This window comes from Nocardia brasiliensis, from assembly GCF_042691675.1.
Classification (GTDB): domain Bacteria; phylum Actinomycetota; class Actinomycetes; order Mycobacteriales; family Mycobacteriaceae; genus Nocardia; species Nocardia brasiliensis_D.
Genome location: NZ_CP170507.1, coordinates 6,831,815 through 6,858,053 on the forward strand (window position 1 = coordinate 6,831,815; position 26,239 = coordinate 6,858,053).

Annotated in this window: 18 protein-coding genes, 1 tRNA gene and 3 pseudogenes; 6 read left to right on the forward strand and 16 right to left on the reverse strand. The window is 64.6% G+C overall.

Annotated features, from left to right (window positions below):
* Nucleotides 1-44: 44 nt before the first annotated feature.
* The 7 genes from ACFK0J_RS31340 to ACFK0J_RS31370 form a co-directional block, all read right to left on the reverse strand.
* Entirely contained in the window at nucleotides 45-1,736 is a 1,692-nt protein-coding gene (locus ACFK0J_RS31340; RefSeq protein WP_378733331.1) for a vWA domain-containing protein, read from the reverse strand.
* A 71-nt stretch (nucleotides 1,737-1,807) separates the two neighbouring features.
* Nucleotides 1,808-2,437: an AAA family ATPase gene (locus tag ACFK0J_RS31345; RefSeq protein WP_378733332.1), complete on the reverse strand. Its 630-nt coding sequence runs from the start codon at nucleotides 2,435-2,437 to the stop codon at nucleotides 1,808-1,810.
* The gene (locus tag ACFK0J_RS31350) at nucleotides 2,388-2,993 is read right to left on the reverse strand and encodes a hypothetical protein (RefSeq protein ID WP_378733333.1); all 606 of its coding nucleotides are present in this window, start codon (nucleotides 2,991-2,993) and stop codon (nucleotides 2,388-2,390) included. The genes ACFK0J_RS31345 and ACFK0J_RS31350 overlap by 50 nt, the downstream gene beginning before the upstream one ends.
* 71 nt (nucleotides 2,994-3,064) lie before the next feature.
* On the reverse strand, nucleotides 3,065-3,355 hold the full coding sequence (locus ACFK0J_RS31355; protein ID WP_378733334.1) for a hypothetical protein: 291 nt from the start codon (nucleotides 3,353-3,355) through the stop codon (nucleotides 3,065-3,067).
* 845 nt (nucleotides 3,356-4,200) lie between these two features.
* A complete protein-coding gene (locus ACFK0J_RS31360) occupies nucleotides 4,201-5,922 on the reverse strand; it encodes a hypothetical protein (RefSeq protein ID WP_378733335.1) in 1,722 nt (573 codons plus the stop codon).
* Between the two features lie 99 nt (nucleotides 5,923-6,021).
* On the reverse strand, nucleotides 6,022-6,390 hold the full coding sequence (locus ACFK0J_RS31365; RefSeq protein ID WP_378733336.1) for a hypothetical protein: 369 nt from the start codon (nucleotides 6,388-6,390) through the stop codon (nucleotides 6,022-6,024).
* Nucleotides 6,391-6,716: 326 nt separating this feature from the next.
* Nucleotides 6,717-7,628, reverse strand: coding sequence for a hypothetical protein (locus tag ACFK0J_RS31370; RefSeq protein ID WP_378733337.1), 912 nt, complete (start codon nucleotides 7,626-7,628; stop codon nucleotides 6,717-6,719).
* A 729-nt stretch (nucleotides 7,629-8,357) separates the two neighbouring features.
* Here ACFK0J_RS31370 and ACFK0J_RS31375 point away from each other — a divergent pair.
* Entirely contained in the window at nucleotides 8,358-9,458 is a 1,101-nt protein-coding gene (locus ACFK0J_RS31375; RefSeq protein WP_378733338.1) for a hypothetical protein, read from the forward strand.
* Here ACFK0J_RS31375 and ACFK0J_RS31380 read toward each other — a convergent pair.
* The 5 genes from ACFK0J_RS31380 to ACFK0J_RS31400 form a co-directional block, all read right to left on the reverse strand.
* Nucleotides 9,351-10,052, reverse strand: a complete 702-nt coding sequence (locus ACFK0J_RS31380; protein WP_378733339.1) for a class I SAM-dependent methyltransferase — start codon at nucleotides 10,050-10,052, stop codon at nucleotides 9,351-9,353. The two genes, ACFK0J_RS31375 and ACFK0J_RS31380, sit on opposite strands and share 108 nt — an antisense overlap.
* Before the next feature lie 177 nt (nucleotides 10,053-10,229).
* Complete coding sequence (locus ACFK0J_RS31385) at nucleotides 10,230-10,727, reverse strand: hypothetical protein (protein ID WP_378733340.1); 498 nt, start codon at nucleotides 10,725-10,727, stop codon at nucleotides 10,230-10,232.
* Nucleotides 10,728-11,085: 358 nt separating this feature from the next.
* Nucleotides 11,086-12,300, reverse strand: a complete 1,215-nt coding sequence (locus ACFK0J_RS31390) for a beta-ketoacyl synthase N-terminal-like domain-containing protein (RefSeq protein ID WP_378733341.1) — start codon at nucleotides 12,298-12,300, stop codon at nucleotides 11,086-11,088.
* A gap of 1,047 nt (nucleotides 12,301-13,347) precedes the next feature.
* Nucleotides 13,348-14,334 (reverse strand): hypothetical protein, encoded by a 987-nt coding sequence (locus tag ACFK0J_RS31395; protein ID WP_378733342.1) that lies wholly within the window; start codon nucleotides 14,332-14,334, stop codon nucleotides 13,348-13,350.
* A gap of 71 nt (nucleotides 14,335-14,405) precedes the next feature.
* Nucleotides 14,406-14,969, reverse strand: a complete 564-nt coding sequence (locus ACFK0J_RS31400) for an RNA polymerase sigma factor (protein WP_378733343.1) — start codon at nucleotides 14,967-14,969, stop codon at nucleotides 14,406-14,408.
* A gap of 1,533 nt (nucleotides 14,970-16,502) precedes the next feature.
* Here ACFK0J_RS31400 and ACFK0J_RS31405 point away from each other — a divergent pair.
* Nucleotides 16,503-16,643 (forward strand): hypothetical protein, encoded by a 141-nt coding sequence (locus ACFK0J_RS31405; RefSeq protein WP_378733344.1) that lies wholly within the window; start codon nucleotides 16,503-16,505, stop codon nucleotides 16,641-16,643.
* Nucleotides 16,644-16,802: 159 nt separating this feature from the next.
* Here the strand turns inward: ACFK0J_RS31405 and ACFK0J_RS31410 are convergent, their stop codons facing one another.
* Nucleotides 16,803-18,635: a hypothetical protein gene (locus ACFK0J_RS31410; protein ID WP_378733345.1), complete on the reverse strand. Its 1,833-nt coding sequence runs from the start codon at nucleotides 18,633-18,635 to the stop codon at nucleotides 16,803-16,805.
* 568 nt (nucleotides 18,636-19,203) lie between these two features.
* On the opposite strand from ACFK0J_RS31410, the pseudogene ACFK0J_RS31415 reads away from it, so the two are divergent.
* The 3 pseudogenes from ACFK0J_RS31415 to ACFK0J_RS31425 form a co-directional block, all read left to right on the forward strand.
* Nucleotides 19,204-19,387 (forward strand): annotated as a pseudogene (locus tag ACFK0J_RS31415) (helix-turn-helix domain-containing protein); the annotation flags it as partial.
* Between the two features lie 81 nt (nucleotides 19,388-19,468).
* Nucleotides 19,469-20,092: pseudogene (gene istB, locus ACFK0J_RS31420) on the forward strand (IS21-like element helper ATPase IstB); the annotation flags it as partial.
* 1,541 nt (nucleotides 20,093-21,633) lie between these two features.
* A pseudogene (locus tag ACFK0J_RS31425) lies at nucleotides 21,634-22,359 on the forward strand (recombinase family protein); the annotation flags it as partial.
* A gap of 342 nt (nucleotides 22,360-22,701) precedes the next feature.
* On the opposite strand, the gene ACFK0J_RS31430 reads toward ACFK0J_RS31425, so the two are convergent.
* On the reverse strand, nucleotides 22,702-23,100 hold the full coding sequence (locus ACFK0J_RS31430) for a hypothetical protein (protein WP_378733346.1): 399 nt from the start codon (nucleotides 23,098-23,100) through the stop codon (nucleotides 22,702-22,704).
* A 160-nt stretch (nucleotides 23,101-23,260) separates the two neighbouring features.
* Nucleotides 23,261-23,336 (reverse strand) — tRNA-Ala (locus tag ACFK0J_RS31435).
* A gap of 122 nt (nucleotides 23,337-23,458) precedes the next feature.
* On the opposite strand from ACFK0J_RS31435, the gene ACFK0J_RS31440 reads away from it, so the two are divergent.
* Nucleotides 23,459-24,895: a DUF222 domain-containing protein gene (locus tag ACFK0J_RS31440; RefSeq protein ID WP_378733347.1), complete on the forward strand. Its 1,437-nt coding sequence runs from the start codon at nucleotides 23,459-23,461 to the stop codon at nucleotides 24,893-24,895.
* A 498-nt stretch (nucleotides 24,896-25,393) separates the two neighbouring features.
* On the opposite strand, the gene ACFK0J_RS31445 is transcribed toward ACFK0J_RS31440, so the two are convergent.
* The gene (locus ACFK0J_RS31445; RefSeq protein ID WP_378733348.1) at nucleotides 25,394-26,191 is read right to left on the reverse strand and encodes an SAM-dependent methyltransferase; all 798 of its coding nucleotides are present in this window, start codon (nucleotides 26,189-26,191) and stop codon (nucleotides 25,394-25,396) included.
* Nucleotides 26,192-26,239: the final 48 nt, after the last annotated feature.

Below are 26,239 nucleotides of genomic sequence, written 5' to 3' on the forward strand. Positions count from 1 at the left end.
TCTGGCCTGTTCGCCCACCCATGGAAGGGTGGGGGGATGGCTGGTTATGCGGTGCGCACAGCGCTGACGGTGGCGCGCGCGATGGCGGCGGCGGTGGCGGCGGGGTTGGTGAGTTCGTGCACGGTCGCGCCGGTCAGCGGCTCGTCCCACGAGACGTCGGGGGAAAGCCACAGCACCGCGCAACCGCTGGCACGCAACCGGTCCAGCCGCTTCTGGGCGGCGGCGCGGGGCGCGGGACGGAAACAGCCATCGGAGATGATGACCAGCAGGCGCGTGTTGTCCGGCTTCGACAGTCCGAGCGCGCCATCGAGGGCATCAATGGCGACCTCGACTGCCTCCCACATAGCTGTCGCCTCGAATTCGGTCAGCAGCGCCGGAGCGGTGCCGGGGTAGGTGACCGGGAACACCGTGCGGCCGAAGGCCACTGTGGCGGTGTCGGCGGGCATCGTCGCGAGCTTGGCGGCGGTGGCGAGAATCCAGGCTGCCGAAGCGACATCGGCGGTGTAGTCGCCCATCGACCCGGACACATCACAGGCGATACCGAGCCGTAGCGGCGGCACCGGAACCGTTTTGCGGACGGTACGGGTGAACGGTTCGGCGGTGGGGGCCGCACCGGTGGCGCGCTGGGCTTCGCGCGCCAGCACCCCACGCATCCGCAACCGGCCCGGCGGCAGCGCCGAGCTGGTCTTGACCACGGCGCGCTCACGTTGACTAGCGCTGTTCAACGCACGGGCCAGTACCCGCGCGGCGGCGCGTTCGCTGTCGCGCGGGGCGCGTACGCGGCGATCGGTCCCCCGCCCGGCGCGCGGCCGGAACACCGAGGCGGCTGTTGTCGCGGCCCGGTCGGTGTGGGTGGCTTCCTCGTCGGCGGCTCGATCGGCGAGATCGGCGGGGTCGGGCGGGATCGGTTCGGCGGCAACACTGGCCGCGATATCGCCGAGGGTGCCGGTGATGGCCGCGCCCAGCACCGATCCCGGACGCGGCGCGGTGTGCGGTTCCGGGCCGATCAGTGCGTGCCAGCGCGCCGCGAGGGTGAGCATGCCCGTGGTGTTGGTGTCGGACAACTGGTGCGCGACGCGCCACAGAAACCGCAACTGCCGCAACACATCACGGCCGAGGACGTCCTCGATCGCGGCGGCGGCGGGCGCGCATTCGGCAGCGTTGAGCACACCCGCATCGATGCGGGCTAGCATCAACGCGGCAGCGTGCGCAGCGGCGTAGCGAGTGGGCGCGAGTTCAGCGATCGCGGATTCTCCACCGGTGTCGGCGAGGACCAGCTCGCGGGTGCACGCACGCAACCAACGCCGGTCCCGGGGGCGGCGGCGCAGATGGGCGGCCTCGACGCGGGACTCCTCCAACAACAGCGCGGCCTCGATGATGTCCGGGGCCACGGCCGGGGATCGGTTCCAGCGGGTGTGCGCGGCGTGCGCGCATTCGTGGGTCAGCGCGCCCCACGTCGGGGCGTAGCGGTGCCGGTCGGCGTAGCGCCACAGGCGGGCGGTCGCCGGATCGATACCCAGGTTGTTGCCCTCGATGGCGATCGCGGCCACGCTCGGCACGAACATCGCCAGCTGGCCACCCGCCGCACCGGGCGCGATGACCACGGTCAGATCGTTACGGTCGGCAATCGCCGGGGTTTCGGCGGTCATCGCATCGGACAGGGTTTCCCAGCCTGTTCGGGCGGGTGGCGCGACGGCCGAGCCGGTGGGGGCGGTGGCGATGTGCGTGGCGGTCATGGCGGGAATCCCCTTCGTGCGGTGGTGGTTTGGGGTGTGCCGGTGTTGCGGGCGGGGCGCGCTGGCGATGGTCAGCGCGTGATGCGCGCACCCAGCGCGAGCGATTTGTAGGCGGTACCGAATTCGGTTTTCACGACCTCGGCCACGATGGGCTGGTCTTCCTCGGGGGCGGTGCCGAGCAGGTTCGCGGCGGCGGTCGCGATGTCGGTAGCGGCGGCGATCTTGTCGAACGCCAGCAGTTCGCGCAGTTGCGGAGCCCACCCGATCTCCCCCCGCGCCACCCGGCCCGCCAGCGTCCGTGCCACGCTTACCGCGCGCGGGTCCACCCCGAGCCCGGCAGCGAGTTCGTAGTCCGACGACACTTCAACCTGGAACGCGAACCGCGAAGCGAGCGCGTCGGTCAAGATCGCGCCGTGTACGCCGGGGTTGTGCCCAGCGACCACGAAGAACCCCGGCTCGGCGGTGACGCTTTCCCCGTTGTGGGCTTTGATGATGATCTCGCGGCGGCCATCCATCGCCGGGTACACAACAGCCAACACCGACGGCGGAATCAGCGTCGCATCGTCGATGAACAACACCGACCCGTCGCGCATCGCCCGCACCAGCGGCCCGACCACGAACTCGAAACGCCCGTCCGGGGTTTGGGTGTACTCACCTACGAAATCCGCGACGGTGGTATCCGAATCGCCTTGCACGATCACCAGATCCGGGTAGGCGGCCTCGATCAACGAGGTTTTGCCGGTGCCAGGCGGGCCACAGCAGCACCGGCACCCCGTTCGCGCGCATGCGGGCCAGCACGTCTACATCGGCCAGCCCTGCCAGCGTGCGCGGGTGGTAGACCTGCCCGTTCGGCCGGACCACCGATTCCACGGCCGCCGGGGCGGGTGTCGGCGCTGGCGCGGTAGCGGAGGGCGTGGGCGTGGTGGGCCGTGGTGGGGCCGTAGTGGTCGCGGCCGGGGGTGGTGGTGGGTTGGCGGTTGTCGGGGCGGCAGCGGCGGCGCTGGCGGTGTGAGCGTTGGCGCGGTAGCGGCGGGGTGCGTCCTGGGTGCGGTCGGCGTGCCCGTCACGGACCAGGACCTCGAGGGCGTTGCCGATCGCGCCCGACGATCGGCCGGTCATTTTGGCAATGTTGCGGGGGCTGTGTTCGGTGCCGGAATTTTCGGCCAGTTTTTGCGCCACCATGCGGCGCAATTCGCCATTGCGCAACCGCGTGCCCGGCGCGGCGGCGGGGGCCGTGGTGGGTGCCGGGGATGTCATTGCGAACTCCTTCACGGGTGAATCAATCGGGCGGCGTGGCGGGGGCCTAACAGCCCCCGGCGCGGAGCGGTTCAGATGTGGCAGTCGGTGAAGTCGAACGGGCCGTCGTTCTGCCATACGACCGAATCGGTCGCGGTGTCCCATGTGGCGCGGGCGATCATGTCATCGACCACGCCCCACGTGTCGGCGTCGAATTCCGCGCGGCCCACCCACGCCACGTCGGCACGGAAGTCCCACGCCGCCCCGTGCTCTGCGACGTCGGCCCGCAATTGTTCTTCCACCCATTCCCGTGCGCTGTCCAGCGTCTCGAACGACTCGAAATCGCCCGCATCTCGCACGCTGGCGGGCGGAACGAAACTCATCATCGCAATAATCAGTCGGTCATCGCTTGAGCGGGTTTCGGTGCTCATCTGACTCGCCTCCATTTAGAATGGTTTCCGATTTTTCGATGTCAGTTACAGGGCGCGGCAACAGCGAAATATTCACACAGGAATAGCGTGGCCGCAAACCTGGCATCCCGGGGATTTCCCGAATTTCTCTTATATATCGAGACTAGCTCGACTCGACACGGCACACAACCCATTTCACGCTATTTTTCAAACGAATTTCCGCAGGTCAGGGCGGTATTTGCCCATTCTTTTGCGCAATTCCACACTGATTTAAACGGTCCGAGCAGACGCATTGCCGAGTCGTATACACGAAATACACAGAGAGGTCAGAAGACGGCATGACCAGCCACTCGATACACGCCATAGGGACGCCGCCACCACGGACACCCAGACACCACCCGGCCCCATGTTGATATTGCCCTGCCGGGGTAGGACCCTGGGCGATCGGGCGCGGCGAATAGCGGTCGTGACCTGGCGACCACCGCGAGTCGAGTGTTGCGACTCAACTGCAACAGGGACCGACACACCGAATGCAACACAGATTGATACACGGAATGTTCACCTCAACTCGAATTCTGCATGGGCCCGCAAATCTGAAGCACGCGGAAGGACGATCGACGTGGCTCGCTGCCATCCCCGGTCTCCATGTTCTCGTATCCCGAGGCTCCGCGAATTATTTACTGGCGTGAGCTCGGCGTTGCGAGCGGATTGATTCAGCCGCAGTATTCGGGATCCAGAAATCCGTCCGCTGCTACGGCCAGTATATATCGATCTACTGCACGTCCTGCCGTGAATTATTCGTAAATCCGATGTTCATCTCATGATGTTTTTCGGTGGAGGTGGCGGACTAGTGCGAGTGTTTCCCGGCTCGGCTTCTCGCCGATTTCGGCGAGGCGGCGGACGAGCAATTCGGCGGTGTGGTCGATGGCCTGGTATTCACCGAGCCGCGCGTGCAGGCGCATCACATCGCAGTACAGGCGCTCGTTGGCCGGATCGACGTCCAGGGCTGTTTCGAGCAGGTGCAGTGTGGCACGGGGATCGTCGGCGACCAGGGACTGCGCGAGTGCGCCGAGCGCGGTGGCGGCGTCGCGGCGCACGGCTTGGCGGATCGGGTCGATCCATTCGGCATCGAGGTCGGCGGCGAAGGCTCCGGCCGTAGTGAGCTCGACGATGCGCCTGCACGCGTCGCGGCGTTCGGTGTCGGTTCCAGCGTGCCGACGCTGAGCGAGGGCCGCCACGAACTCGGCGTAGTCGGTACTGACCGATGGGTCCAGGCAGTAGCGCACCGAGTCACGCGCCAGTACGTGGTCCACGGTGCCGCCGGTGGCCTCGGCGATCGCGGCGCGCAGGCGAGCGAGGGTGGTGTGCAGGGCGTTGGCCGGGCGGTGCGGCGCTCGTCGGCCCCACAGGGCCTCGATCAGCTGAGCTCGGGTCAGCCCCTGCGGATAGACCGCCAGCAATGCCAGCACCTCCCGACTGCGGCGCTGCAAACCTGCGGTGATCTCCACCAGGGACTCCTCGGGATCACCCGATCCGGGCCGCCACAGCACCCGCAGCGGCCCGAACACCCGCACCGCGAGCACCGGTGGAGGATCGCCGGGCTCACCCGTCGGCCCGGCCCGCGGAGAGACGAGTGGCGAAGCGGGCTCGGCCGCGGTGGTCGGCACCACGGTGCGGGGCGTGAGCGGTTCGCCCTCGGTGATCGTGGCCGCATCCGCCGCCAGCTGCTGCGCGCGGGGCTGCTGCTGGACGGAGGGGCGGTCGATGGTGGTGCCGAGGCGGCGGTGCCCGATCCGGTAGACCCGGGGAACCGGGCGGTGCGACCGACCTTGGCTGCGACGCCACGGGATACGCAGGCGGGCATGGCCCGGCACCGTCACGGCACCGGCACCCACGCCTTCACGGACCGTCACGGCGAGGGTCCGCGCCGCAACACCGAGATCACTGTGGTGCGCGCGAACCTGTCCCCGGAACAAGGCGGTCGCCATCGTTTCCCTGTGCGGGAGCCATCCCAGAACCGGCACACCGAGGCCACTGGCAACCCCGCGCAGACCAGGGTCGCCGACGACGACCACCTGCAGCTGAGGGCACCAGGTCGCAAGCTCGCGCAGCTTCGCGGCGTCGGCAGGCCGCCCCCGGACCACAACGAGTAGCAGATCGGCACCGCGCAGCAGCGGCGCTGCGGCCGAATCCGGCGCGGCGAGCCCGCAGTCGGCGACCACCACCAGCTCCTCCCACCCCTCGAAGCCGGGTTCGGGGCCCAGCGGGATCGGGTGGGCCAGCGCGGACCTGGTGTCGGCAGGACGCGGGGGCGCGGCCAGGTAGGCGACGCCGACGGGATGCCATTGCAGGTGCTTGCTCAGCTCGGCCAGCCCTAGCACAGCACCGTCACCGGCTACCGCGGTGAGGCTGGTCAGTCCCCGGCGCGGGTCGCCGCCGCACGCGTCGGCGAGGGTGCCGCCGTGTGGATCGGCCTCCACGACGATCACCGGTTCGGGACCGGGCCAGGTAGCGGCCAGCGCCAGCGCTGATGTACTCACTCCTGCTCCTGGTTGCACCCCTGCTACTGCGATCAGCATCGCCACCACCTCATTTCCAGAAATTCCGTTGTCACTCAAACTGTTCCGGTCCCGACCGCATCACAGTCCCGTGATGGACGTAACCACCGTGCGCCCGTCGCTGTCGCTGGTCGACATCTGTTGCCGCCACACGTTTTCCGGCTCACCGGGGCGAAACTCGTGCACCTCGACCCCGTACAGGCCACCGGCGAGCCTGCTGATATGCGCGCAATAGGTCGTTCCCGCAGGGATCGAGTCGATACCAGCCTGTATCTGCGCCGCGTCCGGGATCGCCGCCGACGCCGCGACGGCCTCCCGAGCCCGCACGCCACTGCGGAACAGGTAGTAGGCCGCCTCGAACCGAGCGATCGCCCGCGCCCCCGGCTCGGTCACCGCCGCAGTGAGCCCGCCCTCGGTCGGGTGCGCACAACCAGCGGAGTTGCCACTCATCACAGGCGAGGAGCTCGCCGGCCTCGAGTCGACCGAGGGGGCGGTGTCGACCCGGCCACTTCGCGCCTCACCGCCGTCCCTCCATGGTGTCGAGGTCAGGACGGCGACGGCACACACGAGCACTCCGGTCCCAGCCAGCACGCCGCGCGACCGCCGCCGTCCGCGCCCGCGCGCACGAGGGCACGGCTCGTCGTTGTCGGTGGTTGTGGCTCGGGTGGCGAACCAGTGCGCCAGTCCCACGGTTGCCGGTCCAACCGTCTCGGTCGGCGGATCCTCGCCAACGATCCGCTCGGGCTCGGGATCGAGGTTCACGTAGTCCATCGCCCTCACCGCCCGTCGCCCGGCAATTGCGTCAGAATCGTCTCGATCACCCCACCCGTCTGGGGGTCCAGGGCCGCGACGGGCTCGGCCGCCTCAGCAACCAGCAACGCCAGCTCTTGCGGCTCAGTGGCCCAGACCAGCTCCTGCGGCGCTTGCACCGGCTGGCCTCCGACGGTGCCGAACACGGCCTCGGCGCCGCTGGGGTCGGCGAGCCCAGCCTGCTCCACGGCGGTGGCGGCCTGCCCCGCCAGGTAGCTGTTCCATGCCCGCTCGCGGGCGGCGATCGGTGAGGACAGCCAGTCCGGTCGCGGCAGCGCCGCCGCGCCGATCCGTACCGAGTCGTCCACTTCGACCGTTGCGTTCCCGGCAGGTGGCGCGGGCATAGGCACTGGCTGTGCTGATCCGGCCATCGGCCCCGCCGGTGTCACGGTGCTCGGTTGGGAGACCACGCGCCCGCTCGGGTCGGGGCGCTCGCTGCTCGGGGCCGGGTCAGCCGAACGTGGGGTCACCCCGGCCTGTCCGGGGGAACGCGGTTCGGTGCCAACCCCGGGCTGTCCCGGCGGGGGCGCACTCACCGCGGAGGGAGCCGCGAACACCAGCGCGGCCGTCACGGCGTAGGCCACCAGCAGTCTCCGACTGGCTCCCGCTGCCCGTATACGCGGCCATTGCGGGCGGTGCGGTGTTCGCACCGACGGGCGCGGCGCGGGCACGACTCCGGCCGATATCGGCCCATTTAGCCCGGTCCACACCGAACCTTCCCGCAACGAACGTGCATGCACCGCATACACCCGAAATCCCCTGGCCGCCAAATACTCACAGATCACCGTGACCCGCCCGGCGACCGGATGCGCAACCGGTGTCGGCGCGACCGCGATCACCACCACCGCGTCGGCGTCGGCCCGAACGCCAGCTGGCACCTCGATATCCAGACGCGAGGCATATTCACACCCCACCACACGCCCGGACCGCGTCCACACCACCCAAATCCTTACCACCGCAACCGAACCCTTGCTACGGCGAGCAGCCGCCGCCACCGCTGCCGCGACCACTGAAGACGAATGCTTACCCATCGACCAGCTCATCACAGACCTCCCACCGTCGCGTGCTGGCCACCGACCGCACCAGCGACCATGACCGGCGCCGACTCCACCAACTCCACCGAGCACTTTGTTTCTGACACGGACATCGTTGTCCTCCTTGAGCTTTGAGCGTTTCAGTACGCCCTGCCACCGACTGTGCTCCGGCGGGCGCGATAGACAGATCGCCGCAACAGCGAAGCGGATCAGCCCCGACCGCGAAGGGCGGACAGGCAAGCGATCCCGCGTGCCGCTGCTCAGTAAAATCGTGTCAAGAGTCGCCGTGCGCTCAACACCGTCTTTCGTCGGATAGATTGAGCGAATCCGGGAATGTGCCGTTATGCCGGTCGACTCTTAACGCATCCATCTGAAGCAGTGCGTACTTGGGCTCTGCTTCCGAACGCGGGAGTTGCTCTCACCGGTCGGCGCAGTCGCAGCATAGCAATCAATCGTTGTGACTGCAATCACACACTGATCACTCATTTCACCTGGGCAAACCTGCGGCCCAGTAGCGAGTCGAACTTCTACTCATGGCAAATAGCTCTTACTGGAATGGGTAAGCTCGTATCTATGCAGCTGCCGAGATGCTGGATCGGCATCGATGTAGTCGGGACGCATCTCCAAGGGGAGATCGTCGTCCACTCGGTGGCCGGAAGGCGCGCCGCCCGGCCGCTGCGTCGAATCGCGTACGAGATCGGCTTGAAAAGCCGCGGCGCCGAGCAGTTGTTCAAAGGGGTAGTCACAGACCTGCTCGGCAGGCCCGCAACCGATCACACCGCGACAGAGGCCGGTCTCGAATGCCGCAGCCATTGGATCAAGGCCCCCGACGGCACACCGCTGGGGCTCATCGTCTGGCTTGCCGAGCCACCGCCGCTACCCCCGCCGGTCTACAACGCCTGGATACTGGACCTGGACAGAGTTACCACACGAAGTAGTGGCGACGACTTGAGTCTCATCGGCGACGGTCGAAAAGCGGGCGAAGAACGCCCGATTCGCGACCTGCTCTGCCGCGTCAACCCCGACGATGCACCCGCGTTCCTGTCCCTGTACTACGACGCACTGACCGGCGAGAAGGGTCTACTCGCCGAGGCCATGTGGTCTGTGCGCGCACCGACCGAAGACCAGTGGATCCATTTCTGGTCGGCCGCGCACGTCGGCGGGATCGGCACCCCGGACGACTCCGGACGATCTCTGTACGGACTCACCATGCGGCTGGACAGCCGAGAACTCGATACACGTCTCGGCACTGTCGTTGCCTTCACCAACTCAACCCTGCTGATGGTGGATGCTGACCATCGCGTCCCCCTGGCAACCACTGGCGAACTCGCCCCGATGGATGCGGTCCTCATCGGTCAAGTGCTCGATCAGATCGACCTGGACCAGGTGATCGCCTCCCGAGACAATGCGATAGAACGAGACATTTGGTTGACCGGCCGACCATATCGGGCCAAAGCTTTTCGCCTGCCGACCGCCCAGAAGCGGCCCGTCCACCCGGTCGCCATTGTCTTGAGGGCCCACGATACCCCGCCTCGGCTCCCCGCCCAGGATGCTGATAGCCCTGCCCTAGACGCACCCGGCTTCGCTGGTAAGGGAACGTCGCGGACCTCGCGCAGTCCACACAGCCACCGAGCCGATCACAGTCAGGTCGATGTCAGCAAACGTGGCGTCTAGCGCGTCGCCGAGCCCCTGGAGATCGTCACCGGTGTTGTGGAAGGCGTGGTGACGATTGAAGAACCGCCCGGTGGCGCGGCTGAGCCATGTGTGCGGCACGCCGACATTGAGCACGGTGGCACCGAAAAACACACCGCAATCGGTTGTCACATCCGCGATATGCCGAAAGGCGACACCCTTGGTGTCCCATCCTTCGGGCACACAGTGCATAACCAGGCTTGCTGCTACGGATGTGTACCGGCGATGGACCGGCAACGGATGAAGCACCGACCCCACGTGGACCGAGGCGTCGATACCACGCTGCCGTAAACGCCGACGCGACATCGACAGGGCATGCTCATTCAGGTCTACCAACGCCACGTCTGGGCACTGATGCAGAGGAAATTTGGCGTGCCGCAAAAACCAACCGGTCCCGGGGCCGATATCGAGATGTGCATCAGAGACGTTCCGATTGTAAAGATCGAGCAGTTTCCGTGTCGGACAACGCCATACAACCGAATTATTGAGCCCTAAAACCCAAAGATCGTACGCACGCAATAACGCGGGAGAATACGTATGGGCTCCGTCGAGTTCATCCTTGCTGATCATTTCCATGCCGGGCTGACTCCGTCCAACCGAGGGCATCACGCCTCAACCTCAGGAAGTCTGCTCGAACGCGGGAATCACTCACCGAGCCCGTGCGTTCCGAATCCTACCAATGATTACCTGAGCGCCGACGCAAAGTACAAAGCTAGCCCAGCAATGACGAACACCTATGTGACCAGCGAAGGGCTACCTACAGGTGCGCCACAGTAGACACTCGGGCACGGTGAACGTCCCGCACAGACGACCGCCAAGGACGTCGGCGATAAGCAGCGCCGTCGCTTGGTCCATCCGTCCGGCTGCGACCACGGCGACCACCTCAAGCTGCCACATCCCAGTCTCAGCGGCCGGGCCCAGGTTCACAGCAAATGTCGGCGCAGCACCGGCGTCTCGGATCATCGCCCACGCGGTGCGAAGATCACCGATGGACGGTCTCGTGTTCGCGAGTTGCACGTGCGGCAACGTCGCCAGCACGTCGTGCCATTTGATTGGTGCGTTGACCTCGCAGATCCACGGGCCCGTCGAGCGATCCATCGGCTCGGCCACGCCATAAGTCTGGGCGTCCCACGCGCGCGGCAGCAGCGTGTACGGCTCGATCACAGCCCACAAATCGGTCGGCATTACTGACCGGAGACGGTCCAAGAACACCTGCAAATCGTCCTGCCGCAAATCCGGGCGAAACTTCAAGACGTCTATCTTTGGACCCATGGCCTCCATCCGTCCCCCGACAAAAGAGCTACCGCGACCAACGAACCATCTGTAGCACAAGCACCAATCCCGCCCGCCATTCCCGAACCAGCTCAAGATCCCGGGCCGAAACGAGACAACAAGCCGAGCGGGGTGCGCTCATCGTCAACGTAACGGTTGCACCTCACATTCGCAATAGATCTCGGCTTGAAACGAATACTAAAATGCAGTCACGTCTGACTTGTGACCGTTTGCCTTATGAAGCGGAACACTGACCAGCCGGAGCCCGGGGCGGCCATTCACGTGCCTTGGCAGAACGAATGGGTCTCCGCCCCGCTCCTGAGCAGCCACTCAGCGATCAACGGGCGGCGGTCGAGCCGACCGGGCCCAGAACCAACGCCGAGTTGTTGCCGCCCATGCCGAGCGCGATCTTCACCGTGACGCCGCCGTTGTGGTTGACTACGCCATCGATCAATCGAGGATGCGCCGCAGCCACGATCGGCGCCGACACCACCAGACCGTGCTCGTACCCGAGGGCGGTGGCCACAATCTCGACTCCTGCCGAAGCCGCTTGGCAGTGTCCGGTCAGAGGCTTGGTCGCCACCGTCTGCGGACGGTTGTCGAAAATCTCGGCCAGGACTGCGGTTTCGGCATTGTCGCACTGCGAGGTACCGGATCCATGTGAGTTGAGATAGGCCACATCCGCCGGACTAACCTGCGCGTTATCGAGAGCATCACGTACACAGGCAAAGATCTGCTCGTGCGATGGTTCCACCGATATCACGTGGTAGCCATCGTTTGACATGGCACCACCCAGCACCTCCATGTAGGGCCGCTCGGCCTCCCGCGTCACCACGAACGCCGTCGACGCCTCGCCAAAGCCGAAGCCGCGGCTGCCCTCCTGGAAGGGACGACACGCATCGAGCGGCTCGGCGTCGGTCACCGCCGCGCCCAATGTCACGAACGGAATTACGATGTCCGGCGTCGCGGAAAGGTCGCTCGCCACGACGACCACGTCATCGACGAAACCCTGGGCCAGGAACATTTGGGCTGTCAGGATCGCAGCAGTCCCCGACGAGCAAGCTGCCATCACGCTCATCGCAGGACCATGAAATCCGTGCTCTTGCATGATGAGTGAGTTCGGTGTGGAGGGAATCATTCGCAAGAAATCGCGAGAGCGACGTTTACCGTGGTCGTTGACGTAGAAGTCGGCCCACTCGTACACATCGCCGAGCACGATCGCGTGCAACAATCCCACGGTTCTTCCCGGCCTCCAGCCCCGCGCACGCGCGTCCGCGACCGCCTCTCGCACCGACTCGTGCACAGCCCGCCCGTACAACGCCGGACCCAACTCCGGATCACCACCGTCCGGCACCCGGGCAACCCACCCATCACTATCCCGATCCTGACCGAAACCCGGTACCGGCAAAGCGGCATGCTTACCGCTCAGCAAACCCTCCCACAAGGCGGTCCGACCCCAGCCGTACCCGGTGACAGCGCCAATCCCCGCGATGATCACACGCCCTCGCCGCTGCTTCGCCGCGGTGTCCAAATAAGGGTTCTTACCTGGCATCTCTCTGTTCCTTCTCAAGCCGGTATCCGTAGCGACACAGCCATGACGGGTGGAGACACAAACCGTTCAATACGACAGAGCAAGATGGGTTGGCTAGCGATCATATCCGTCTTGCCCGGCGATCCCGCTCATCCCAGCGAAGGTGCGGCGTTCGGCCCGAATTCGGGCGTCTACTTCGCGCCGAGTTGCGCTGCGCGGAGCCTGGCAGCGTCAACCTTCATCTTTGGGAGATTGTAGATGTCGGTGCGGATCGGCGGCGCTCACCCCCGGAGCCATCGATGACAGCAGCTCAGTACGGCCGGTGGATGTCCAGGCGATCGGCCGTATCTACTTCCGGGTCCACTACTGAGCACCGGGTTCTCCACGAGATCGCGCCGCCGGCGCGAGTGTGGGCAGTGCCGCCAGTCAGGGTGTGGATCGCGTTGCCTCGGTAGCGATATCAGGTGACCGAGACTGCGGCGAGGTTGAATAGCTCGACTCCGCCGAAAGCGGCCGACTGCAAGCGTGATGCGACGCAGTAATGCTGCGTATTTTTTACCGAACATGGCCGGTGCCGCTGCGGTCTGGGCGAGATCCCGGACAACGCGGTGGAGTAGGTGGCGCTCAGGTCGGCGTCGCACCGACCGAGATCGCAAACATCGCCCACGGCGCTTCACCTGGGCACCCGCTCGACCCGCGCTCCCCGGCCACGACCTCGCCGCGCTGGCCGATTTCCTCCGCGAGCACACCGCCGCCGAGGCACTCCTTCGTCGCCTGCATCCCGGCGCAGGCACAACGCCCCGGACTGGCAGTGAACTGAAAACGTGTGCCCAGGGTCTGGCGAAGACAGATTCCGCGATATCAGTGATGACGCGTAACCACTGGCACTTGATCCGCATTGCCGCAGCTCGGACCAAGGATCCCACAGTCACAACCGACCCGCCAACACTGACATTCCACGACGAGACTTACTGACACAAGTGACGAACCCGCACGTCATCTACTGACATCCCGATGACGAGTCTCACCTCACCCGTGCCCGGCAGGCCTAGTAACTGCACTTGAGGATCAGACGAGGCTGTCTCTGTGTGCCCTTGTGCCGTAATTGATTTCCCAGACACCGTCCCCGAGGTGCACGGAGTCTCGCCTGATCTCTTCGATCCAGTGCTCGGGCCACTGCGTGGTCGCGTCCGACCAGCGCACCCCTCCTAGGTCGATCCCTGCCAAGTCGACCTTGCGCAAGTCGACCCCGCGGAAGTCGTTCAGCATCTGCTCGAGGTAACTCAGATGACTCGCGACCATGTTGAGTGTTTCGGTTACATACTCCGCCTTGTCGGTGCCCTGCTTGGTCGGCTCCTCGATGTGCCGAACTGCGCACTTGAGTACCTCGACCAGATATCCCTCACAGGCACCGATCCAACCGGTCCCGGCCAAACCCTGGCTACGGTCCGGTTCACGGTTTGCCCTCCCCAGCATGTTGATCAACTCCGAGACCTGGCTCGCCGAGTCATACGAAGACTTCACGTGAATCATCCCCGTCCCGTTCTGCAACACGATATCGAACCCCTCACCGGAAGGGTCCAGCCGTTGTTCGTCCCGGTTCGCCGCATGGTCGGGCCACGGGGGAAGCTCTAGCCCTTGAACGGAGATCCGCCACCGGTCACTTGGCGACGCCGTGCTGTCTCCCGCCGCCGCCACGAACACATCTGCAATGTCGAGCAGAACGTCCATGAGGCGGTGCTTAGGGTCGTCCTGCATACCCATGCATTCGAGTGTCCTGCGGGCTGCAGCAGCCAGCCGATCAGCCAGACGTTCTCGTAGAATGAGCCGCCCCGGTAGTGGCATGACCGCCAGCGCACTTGATGCCCACTCCAGCGATCCTTCGTCCTCGGTTTCCTCGTCGGCGCCTACGACGGCGGTCAGATCCGGGGGAACGATCGCGGCGAGGCCCGCCTCGATGTCGAGGGTGTCTCGTAGCTTGTCCGCCAGAGCAGTGTGCTGTTCGGCCAGCAGCGCTTCGTGCAGTCCGGCCTCGAGGTCGAGCCGTTGGCGCAACCCGGCCAGGAAGTCGTGCCGCTGCGCAGTCAGCCAGGACCCGACTGTGGTGGTGTCGTGTAGGGATTCGGTCATTGCGGCGCGCTCCTGTTCAAGTGAGTCACGATGGCGCGGCGTGCGGTGCGTAGGTTCGAGCGGACTGTCGCCGGGTCTAGCTGGAGTCGCTCGGCGATCTCGGCGGGCTTGTAGCCCTCCATCGTCCAGATCATGACTTGGCGTTGCCGCGGAGGAAGAGCTGACAGGGCCCGGTGGTAGTGGTGCTGCTCGACCCATTCATCGAGGTCGGAGTTCGTAGGCAGTAACGCCGAGTGCTCGGATTCAGCGATCTGGTCTTTCTGAATCCGCGCGATCCGGCGCACTAGCTCCCGGCTGGCCACCAGCCGCGTCCAAGCCTTGGGGGTTTGGATCGCCGACCAGTTCTGCCAGGCCTTGGTCATGGTGTCCTGGGCGATATCGGTGGCATCGACCGGGCGAGCACCGTGGTGTATCAGAAACGCCACCAGATTGGGTAGGAACTCCCGATAGAAGGCGCTGAACTGTTCTCGATACAGCGAATCCTGTGCCGCCTTCGTGAACAGATGCACCGGTGGCACGCGCACATCGGCGGTGCTGATCTGATCAGACTCGTCTGTCATCGCGATGCTCCGTCCCTGCACCGATGGTCAATTTGGTGCGCAATCCATTGGCAGAGTGGTGAGCGTCCACACAGCTGCATGGCGGGAGCACTTGCGCGAGCTCGACCGTGTGCCGGTGGTGTCCTTGCTGCTGGATGGATTTCCAACGCAGCCGCAACCATAGACCCAGCACGGCTACCACATTCGCGGCCAGCCCCGCGATCAGCCCAGCTACTACAACGCTCATTCGGTCGTGTCCTCCTCCACTCGGGGATGTTGAAGACATAGAGGCACCACACCGCCAAAACGTGCAATCCCAGTAGGAAAACGGTCCGTGCGGTACCGAACGGCGGAGGAGTGGGACGTTGCCCCTCCATCACAAGGGGCCGTGCGCGGGCACGGACGTTATCGGATGGCTGGCTGTTGCAGGTGAAGATGTTACAGGTGCTGTTGGGAAAGGGTCTGCCATTAGGACCGATGGGTCAGCGAAGTTGAGTGGGTCGAAGCTGAGATTCATCGGTGGGTGTTGATAGGGGCCGGGGTAGGGGATGTGTGTGTCGGTGACTTCGCGCATGAGGATGCGGAAGAAGTTGTAGTAGAGGTCGGAGGTGCCGGGGTTGGCGCTGAGCAGGGTGCCGATGTCGGGGGCGATGACGCCGAGGGCGGCCGACCCAGGTGACGGTCATGTGCAGGCTGGGGATGATGAAGTTGTTCTGGTGCAGGAAACCCACCCTGGCGAATAGGTCGGCGGGCGCTCTCGGGATCATTCTGTGCTCCACCGACATTGCGGAGGGAAGGCGGCGCTGGTGCACCATTGGCCGCGGTTGGTCCAGAACGGGTAGCCGTCGCAACCGTTGGCGAGGGTAGGTTCGGCTGCCTGGCGCAGATATTGCTCGGACAGCACCCGGTGTCCGTTCCAGACACCGCCGTTCTGGACCACGTAATGAGTGCACAGGATGCGACTCGCGTCTGACTTCAACTCCGAACGCAGCCAGGCTCTAGGAACCGCCCTCCACTCCACCTCGCCCGGCCGCCAGGCAACGAGTGAGCGGAGTCAACTTCGGCGTGCCGGGGCCAGCACTGTCCTGTGATCGACCGGAAGTCCGCAGTACCCGGTGCGCTCAATCTGCGGCGAAGAACAATTGCGCCCGTCATGCGACTAGTCGACTGGAGCTCGGTTCACTGAAATCCCAGATCGACGGTTGCTTTGCGGAGCTCATTGGGAATATTCATTCGGCCAGTTCAGGGTGTAATCCCAACGTTTACGGAACGGTTATCCCGAGTAACACTGGGCGGAGCGTGCCCACGACAGGGACCGCCCCGGAGACCCGCGTCGAAACTGTAGAAGGCGACGACACAGGTTCTTATCCGGGTCAGCCCGGCTAACCGGAAAGGCCCTCCACCCTGATGTCGGACACCACCCCGCCGCCGTCGATCGACCTCACGCCATCGAATCCGAGCTCTTATCCAAACAACGCAACGCGTCAAGTCTGTCCAAATGACGGCCCTGCCCGCTCCACACAGCAGCACGCCTATGGAACCGCAGCTTCCGCCTTGGTCGATTTGCTGGCGTTCCTTTCGGTGGTCACGGCGGTGATCGTGCTAGTGGTAGTCGGCCGAGCGGACGCGGCACTGTTGGCCGGTGCTGGCGGGTTCATCGTCGCCGCCTTCCGGGTGTTCCGCTCCCGCCGATAACCCGGCAGCTACGAGAAGTAGCTCCGACGGCCCTGCATCCCTGCTCGGCCTAGATGATCGCTTGCCGAGTTCGCACATCACCATCCTGCAAGCGAGACACCATCCTGCAAGCGAGACGCAGTACGGGTCCTCGTCTTGGCCATGGCGGATCCAGGGGTGCTACGCAGCCCCGGATCCGCCCCTGCCCTCCGGTGAGAACTTTTCCCACAACTGCGAACCTGTAACAGTCGTTACTGACGCCACGGCTTGCGCCGATGCGCTGGCCGTGAGTCCGCCAATAATTGTCGTGAGCCGGTCAGTCGCAGTCACCGACAGCACTACCAGGACCCGACCTACAAAGGTGGGGCACCGCGCAGCTAGATCCGTCGCGACGAAGATGGCATCGTCTTCACTGGAATACGTCAAAGCTGCGGCGACAGGCGTCACCAACTCGGCTGCCGCCGTTTCTAAGCGCTCGACTATTGTGCCGAGATCCGTACTCACCTGGGCACACTCGATCTCGGTACTGCCCGGGTCAGAAAGCATGCGCACCAGCACCGAGCCAGCAGTCTGGTTTCGCAACAACATCAACTCCCCCAACACTTCACCCACGAGCACGAACTCCAGGGACCATGCCTGACGCAGGCCCGAGCTCAAGCTTTCGCGGACTCCCGCCAAGCTCAGGCCACGTTTGCCCTCCGGGTCGACCCACCACACTCGGTCGATGATTTGAACAAGTCGGCTCCGCTCGATACGGGCGGCTACCAAAAGAATTTGAGCTGCACCGTTAGTTCCTGTCGTGCGCGCCTCGAAACACGCCCGGTCATGCTCTCGGAGCAACTGGATGAAGTACATCGTGCGAAGATCGCGATACATAGCCGCGCCATGAGCTGGCCTAGGCGGGACTAACCGTCCCAGCACTTGCCCAATTTGAACGGGTCGGGCAGCCGACAGCACGCGTAGCATCCTTAAGCCCCCAGGATCGAGTCCTCTGAACCCTTCTTTGCAGAGCGTATCGACAAGGAGGTGGAGACACCGGACATCGAGATTCCCAATGAACTCACGGTCGTCCTCGTGGGGCCACGGTTCTTCAAAGTATCGTTCCAAAGTTGGCCGGCGAATCAGGCGCCCGTCTTGCGTCAACTTGCTCACGACGATCCCCGCCTCGCGCGGCCCCTCACGAACGAGCCAGCCCAACAGCCCTTCGCTGCCGTAGTCGAACCGAGCGGGCAACTTCGCCACCACACCATCACCAAGCTCGTCGAACCGAGCGGGGTACTTCGCCATCATCACAGCATCACCAAGCTCGACGGCAGCCTGTTTGGTGTCACCGCGGCGCACCAACGCCACAAGTCGTGCCGCGACAATCTGGTTCGCCGGTCGTCGCTGTTCCCAGCGAGAGCGTGAATAGAATGGATCCCTGCGAGCTGGAAGGGTCTGTAATGCTTTGACGACTGTGTCATCGAGCTCCGCGAGCATGGCGGTCAGCATTTGAGCACGCTCTTCCCCGTGGACATCGCCAACAGCGGCGAGGAATGCGACAACTGCTCCGGGGTCGAAGCGCCCGATCCTGACCAGCTGGGTGGCCAGTGCCACTTCGTCATCAGCGAACGATGTCCGTAGCATCGCCAGCGCATGATACTCACGCCCGGAAGCAATCAGTTCAAGAAGCTCGACGCCGTGCGCATCTACCCAATCGGGCTCTCTGCGACGCAACATCGCTTGGCATCCGTCGCGCAGCACCGGGTACCGGGCCAACACCTCTTCAACTCCGCCTTGTCCCCGCGCAGCGACGGCCTCCACCACCGCGTGGATGAGCACGGCATCCGGCTGGCCCTGACCTTCACCGCGCAGATGCCGCGAAAAGGTCGACCGCGGGCGCGGAGGGGTGAGCGTATCGGCGATCTCGTTGTTCGTCAGACCCGACTCGTTGAGCAATTCTCGCAATGCCTCAACGACCGCGCGCCGCCCCTCGGGCACCTTCGCGCTCAGATTTCCCCGTGGTTTGCCCACCTAGCCCCCAACTGCTCGCTCCACACGAGATCGTCCCGGCCGCGCCGGTCAATCACGCTGCCCTACATGGTATTGCGGCCTCGCCGAATATTCCCACGAACGCACGGTCTAGTGCTTCGGGTGGGAAAAGTCCACCGATGAACACAAGGCCCCGAGGCGACCCGCTAATCGCTCGTCACCTGAGATGTGTGCCCGCTGACAGATGTCAGGAGCGCCAAACACTTGCCAGCGCGAAATCGGCTTCGACAACAGCTGCTCGCGCGGAGAAACTGCTGTTCGGTGTGGTCTACACATGGCTGGATCCGGCCGATGTCGCTTCCACACGCCAGGAGCACGTTCTCCGGCCAAATACGAGCGAATTGGCACCCATTCACCTGGCGCTACAACGCAAGATCCGCTTCCACGATTAGTTGCCCGCCAAAAAACAGCAGGTCAGTGCCGTCCCCATCCTTATCGTGCCCCGCCGATGTGCCAGACCTGCGACCAAGTTCAACCAGTGTGGAGTCCGGTTTAATACTGACCTGGTGGTTCCGAGCGAACCTTGACCCACCCCGTGACGAATCATGAGGTGATCAACGTGGAGGACTGGGCGGAAATCCGCAGGTTGGATCGGGCCGAAGGTATGCCGATCCGGGCGATAGCCCGGCATCGGCAGATCTCGAAGAACACCGTGAAAGAAGGCTTTGGCGGCGCATGAACCTCCGAAGTATCAGCGCGCGCCGCGGGGTTCGTCGGTAGATGCGTTCGAGCCGGGCCCTGGACACAACTATCGAGCACCGGGACCTGTCCGCCTATGACCAAGTGTTCGACCTCGACGACGAAGGGATCGCGTGATGGCCACCAACACCTCGACCAACGGCTCACGCAACGTCGGACCCGAAATCGCCTATCTGGCAAGGGCGCTCGAGGCTCCGACTCTCGCCGATGCCGTAGACCGGCTGGCTGACCGCGCCCGCAGCGAGAACTGGACTCACGAGGAGTTTCTGGCCGCCTGCCTGCAACGGGAAGTCGCCACCCGCGAAGCCCACGGCGGCGAGGGCCGCATCCGCGCGGCCCGGTTCCCGTCCCGGGAGTCGTTAGAGGAGTTCGATTTCGACCACCAGCGCTCGCTCAAACGCGACACCATCACCCACTTGGGCACTTTGGATTTCATCACCGAACGCGAGAACGTCGTGTTCCTCGGCCCGCCCGGAACCGGGAAGACACATCTGTCGATCGGGTTGTCCATCCGGGCGTGCCAGACGGGGCATCGGGTCGCGTTCGCGACCGCCGCGGAATGGGTCGCCCGGCTGGCCGAGGCTCATTCCGCCGGAAAACTGCAGTCAGAGCTGATAAAGCTCGGCCGGATTCCGCTTCTGGTGGTTGATGAGGTCGGCTATATCCCCTTCGAGTCCGAGGCGGCGAACCTGTTCTTCCAGTTGGTCTCGTCTCGATATGAACGCGCGAGTTTGATCGTGCGTTAGCGGAGCGCGTGGTCTGACCAGGTACGACCAGCACCCCCACGCGGTCGGTATGGGGTGACGTTCGCGGGGAGCAACTGTCTTCCACGCCTCGGTGGGTGCTTGTCGTGCACGCTCGGCTCGACGCCCAAGGGGATGCACGTGGTCGTAGTGACCCTCCTGCCGGTCCGCTCTGCGGCTGCCAACTAGTCACCCCTCCGCCCGGCGGAGTTCACCAGCTCCATGAGGGACTGCCGCGCGGAACTCGGCATTATGTTGCGGCCACTGGACCCACCAGCGGGTCACGTTTGGGTCGGACCAGATGGGTCACGGATCGGTCGGACTTGACAACCAGCAGACCGGCCACACCCTTCGACAGCCCGGAGGCTCATGAAGGTTCGCCATTTCGACGACGGCGGCGACATCGAATCATCTCGATATCGGCCGAAATCTGCAGTTCACGACGGGTAGGCGTTTGTGCGGATGCTGTTCGAACCGCCCCGAGGATTCGAACCTGCGGCACCCGCTTAGAACAGCTCGCTCGCCCCGGCGGCCGGGGCGGTCGCCACGGAACACCTCGACCACGGCGGAATCGGCGCGCCGAACGCCGGGTATCCACAGCTGTGGCGATCTCCTCGGGCAGCCCGAAGCGCGGTCGCGTGCGACTCGGCCAGACGAACGCACGGCAAGTAGCCGAATACCGTGTGTCGCGCATCTGCCGCTGTGCGCGCTGAGCGAAGAGGCCACACCGCGTTGCCCGGCATACGGCAGCCACTCCGGCGTCTGGCCATAGCTCTGTTGAAAATCGCGAACACATAAAAGGCCGCGTCAATGCCGGTGTCGAGATTCACGACCAAAGTGATGGCGAAATCTGCGGCCATAACCATCCAGGGACGCTAGGCGATTTTCGGCAAGCATCATGCCAGTGCATTGGTGCCAACACCACATGTCGATCGAAAGGGCGCTCTCCCATGTGGATGATCTACCGCGAGCTCTTGCAGGCCGCGCTCTGCCCGGCACCGAGCGCTCAAGCACTCGATTTCCGACAGAAGCACTTTATCCCGTCCCCGACGAGTCGCTGGCGCACGAGCGGCTTGACTGCACGCGGCGCGTCGAGCGTGGATGGACGTGTACAGGGCCGACCTGATCGCAATTCAGAAGGCGCAGAAGCTGGTTGGTTCTCAAGACTAGATGCAAACTCGACGGGAGGTTCGGTCATGTCGAAGCCAAAGAAAGTTCAGCGTCGCAGTGGTGCAGGGACTGATTCCGCGACTACGCGCCGAATTCGCGTAGATGGCATTCTACGTGCCACTCCGGACCTTCGCGCCCTCGGTCGAGCTGTGATCACCCAAGCCATGCAGTCAAACCCGGGTACCAAGAACCGTCCGAAGCTGCCGTCCGCAGGCTCCGACCGACATGGCTGCGAAACTGGCACATCCCGATACGAAGACGCGGCGTGACGGAGGGACAAGCAGATGGAGAACCCCTGCAGGCCGGACCCTAGCTTGGCGATACGTGACGCCGCGGTGCTGTACTTACGGGTATCGAGTAAGCGACAAATGAATACAGCTATCGACCTCGACCCGGATGGTCTGTCGATCTCCACCCAGCGGGATCGGGGACATACGAAAGCAGACTTGCTCAACGCCCAGGTGGTCGAGGAGTTCATCGAGCCTGGCAAGTCCGCCAAGAACGTAATTGACCGCGACGCATTCCAACGCATGATCGCGTACCTACATGCCCACCCTGAGGTCAGGTATGTGATCGTCTACATGCGCTCACGGGCCTTCCGGAACCAGTTCGATGCCGCCATCGTTCAAGTGCAGCTTCAAAAGATGGGCGTCAGGCTGGTCTCGGTCAAGGAGGACTTCGGCGAAGGTCCGTATGCCACCGCCATGGAGGGCATGCTCGACATCATGAACGGCCTGCAGAACACGTTGCAGGGTCTCGACATTCAAGACAAGATGCTGCAGAAGGCTGTGAACGGCGGGACAAACGGCTTCGCCAAGCTTGGCTACCGCAACGTGCAGGCTGAGTTCGAAGGCAAACGGTTCAACACGATCGAGGTCGATCTCGAGCGAGCTTCGTTGATCAAGACGGCCTGGAAACTGTATGCCACAGGCGATTACACGATAGAGCGTCTCGAAGCGACGATGGCCGATATGGGCCTCACCAGCCGCGCCCGAGGCAAACTGCCTGAACGCCCGGTCGATGCGAAACAGTTCCACCGCATGTTCAGCGATGTCTACTACCTCGGCTACATCATCTACAAGGGGCAGGTCTATCCAGGCCGACACGAACCGTTGGTCGATCAGGAGCTGTTCGACCGAGTCCAAGACGTTCGCAACATGCGCAGTCGCCCCGGGCAGCGTGACCGAGTACTGCAGCACTATCTCAAAGGCGCCTTGTTCTGCCGCAGCTGTCGCGGCCAGGAGCGCACCTCCCGGCTCATCTACACCGAAGCCAAAAGCCATACCGGTCGCTGGTACGGCTACTTCCTCTGCCGTAGCCGCCAAGACGGGGTGTGCGACCTGCCGCATCTGCCTGCCGCGCTCGTCGAGCAGGCGATCGTTGACCACTACGCCACACTTCGACTCTCCGCCGACTTCATTTCCGAAGTCAACGCGCTACTCGACGCTGTCCTCGCTGACGAGCAGAGCACCGTCCGAACCATGCACAACAGCCTGAAGCAGCGACTCGATGAGCTCGATGGTCAAGAGGAACGGCTGCTCGATCTGGCCGGCGACGGCTCGATCCCCCAGGAGAAGATCAAGACACGTCTGCGGCGGATCCAGGTCGAGCGCGATCGCGCGAATGAAGGGCTCCTCGGCACCCACGCCGAACTGGGAGTCGGTGCCACTGCGTTGCGGACTGCTATCAGCTTCATGTCCGACCCACATGCGATGTACAGCAACGCGTCCGACGACACCCGCCGACTCATGAATCAGACGTTCTACCAACGGTTCTATGTGGACGAGGAGATTTCGATCGGAGGCACGCTCAGCAGCCCATTCGACGACTTCCACCAAGCAGCGAAAAAGCGCACACGAGACAAAACCAGTCGCTGTGCGCCTTCACCGATGCCAGCGAAACGTACATCAGCCATCGACAAGAGCCTCAAAAACCAAACAAGCCCGTTACCCGAACCCGGCATTTTTTCGGTGCCGGGTTCGAGTAACGGACATTTGGTGGAGCTAAGGGGACTCGAACCCCTGACCCCCACACTGCCAGTGTGGTGCGCTACCAGCTGCGCCATAGCCCCGAGTGGGTTGCCTTCAGGTTTCCCTGACTGCCTGAACGAAGTTACACCACGGGTGTGGTGGCAGCCAAATCGCGTTGAATCGGGGGTGGCGGTGGGGGGTCGACGGTCGTAGACTCGAACGCATGTTCGAAGGAAGCGATCTCTCGGTGATGGACTTTCAAGCCATGAGCGACGAGGGGCTGATCGACGCCCTTCGGACGGCGCATGGGGCTTCGGCGGCGGCGCAGGCGGCGGAGGTGTTCGCGGTGCGCGAGCTGTACCGGCGACATCGGGCGGCGAGTGCGGAGCCGGGGCCGGGTGGGGTGCGGGCGGGTGAGTTCGCGGCAACGGAGGCGGCGGTGGCGGTGCAGGTCGATGAGGGGTCGATTGCCGCGATGATCGATGTCGGTCTGGCGCTGGAGGACTGGCTGCCGCGTACGCGGGCGGAGTTCGCGGCGGGGCGGATCGACTTGGCGAAAGTGCGGGTGATCATCGACAACACGCGCGCGGTGGCCAGGGACGTGCTCGGCGAGTTGGAGCCGAGGTTGCTGGAGACCGCGGGGCGGACCACGCCGGTGCGGCTACGACAGGCGGCGCGGCGATGGGTGGCACGGCTGGATCCCATTGGGGCGCAACGTCGTCGGGAGCGGCGACAGGATGACCGCGATGTCCGGATTCGGGCGATGCAGGACAGCATGGCCGTGTTCGAGGGGTCACTGCCTGCGCCCGGTGCGCAGACAGTGGCAATGCGGCTGCGTGAAATGAGCTTGCAGGTATGTGCGTCGGATCCGCGGACGATGCCACAGCGGCGGGCCGATGCGCTGGTGGCGTTGGCCGATGGGTCGGGGCGATTGCGCTGCGGGTGTGGGCGCGGCGAGCGATGTCCGAAAAAGGATGTGGCGGCCGAGTCGCCGCGTCGGCCGCTGATCCAGATCGGGATTCCGGCGGACACATTGCTCGGGATCAGGGACGCGCCCGCGTTTCTCGCGGGATACGGCCCGATCGATGCCGGGCTGGCCCGGTTACTCGCGGAACATGCTCGGTTCCAAGTGATTCCGGAACAATCGGCGGCCGACGATCCGGACGCGGGTGAACAAGTGGCGCAGTCGCCGCGATTGGACCGGGAAGTGCGGGCGCTGGACGGAATGTGCCGGTTCCCGGGATGCACGATGCCCGCAGCCGAATCCGAACTGGCACACCACCGGCAGCCGATCTCACGCGCCGACACAACGACACTGTGCTCGCGCCATCACCGTTTGAAAACGCTGGCGGACAAGAAGAAAGTGCCGTGGGAAACCTGGCTGGCCGACCCGGACCGGTTGCAGTGGATCGCGCCGACCGGCACGGTGCTCACCACGGTCCGCGAGGGAGCGCGATACCTGTTCCCTCACAAAGACGTCGACGCACCGACCAGCCTCATCGAAGGCCCGCCTCGGACCCAACCGGCGAACGGCTTTCCTGACGATGTCGCCTACCCACTTCGCGGCCACGTCCTCGTCCACCACCAGCTGTGCCGCATCACTCCGGAAGACGAAATCCCCGATGACGCAGCAACTCCCGCGATCAACACCGCGTATTGACCCACCTCGATATGCGCCGGTCCGACAGACAAGGGGCAGCAAGCGCCAGGCCATCGACAGCCGGAGGCGGCCCGACAGACCAACTGAAGACTCGACGCGCAGCGGTCCCGGCCAACTGGGGAAGCTGGACCGCGCCGTCGAGCGGGCCGAGCCGTCGACAGGTGGAGTCGACGGCTCGGCCCACAAACCAACGAACTCGATGCGCCGCGGTTCCGGGGGATGTTCGACCGCGCCGTCGAGCGGGCCGGGCCGTCGGGTGGTGGATGCGGCGGCCCGGCCCTCCGACCAACCGAATGCTCGGCGGGTAGCGGTCTGGCTGACTGGGGTAGCCGGATCGCCGCCGAGTGGGCCGGGTCTTCGACGTGCTCGATGGCTCGGCCCCCGAACCAACCGAATGCTCGGCGCCCGCTGTCCCAGGAAACCCCTGGAGTCGAATGGCCCGCGTCGAGCGGGCCGGGCCGCGGCAAGGTGGTGTGCCGGGCCCGGCCCCACCCACGTTCAGGGCTTGACGGCTATCCCGCCGACGATGATTTCTTCGACGAGAGTGAGCTTGTCGCGCACGATGCCGTCCGGTCGCCACCGCGACAGCGGCACCAAGCCGGGCTCGACCAGCTCACAGCCACGGAACAGGCGCATGATCTCCTCACGGGTCCGGAATCGTCCGGTGCCGAGGAAGTTCAGGAACGATTTCTCCAACGCGCGCGATTCCTCGCCCGTGTCGAGGAAATGCGTGATGAAAAGGTGACTGCCCGCGGGCACGGCATCCAGGTACCCGTCGACCACGCCCTCGGGATTCTCGTTGTCGTGCAGGTGATGCAGCATGCCGACGAGCATGACCGCGACCGGTTCGGAAAAGTCGATCATCCGCTGAACGTCGGGGTGTGCCAGCACGGCAGCGGGGTCGCGCAAATCGGCGGTGATGACGCTGGTCTGCCCGCTTCCCCCGAGCAGCGCACGCCCATGCGCCAACACGATCGGATCGTTGTCGACGTAGACGACCCGGGCGTCCGGTTGCAGCGCTTGCGCGACCTGATGGGTGTTCTCCATCGTCGGTAGCCCGGCGCCCAGGTCGAGGTACTGCTTCAGTCCCGCTCGGCCCGCCAGGTAGCGGACCCCGCGGCCGAGGACCGCGCGATTCAGCTTGGCCAGTTCGTCGACCTCGGGCATGGTCGCACGCAGATGCTCGAGGACGTGCTCGTCGGACGGGTAATAGTCCTTACCGCCGAGCAGTGCGTCGTAGACCCGCGAGATACTCGGCTTGGATACGTCGAATGGTGCCGACTCGGGATCCGTCATCATTCATCCTTTGCGCGCGCTACTCGGACAACTGACCATCTTCGAAAA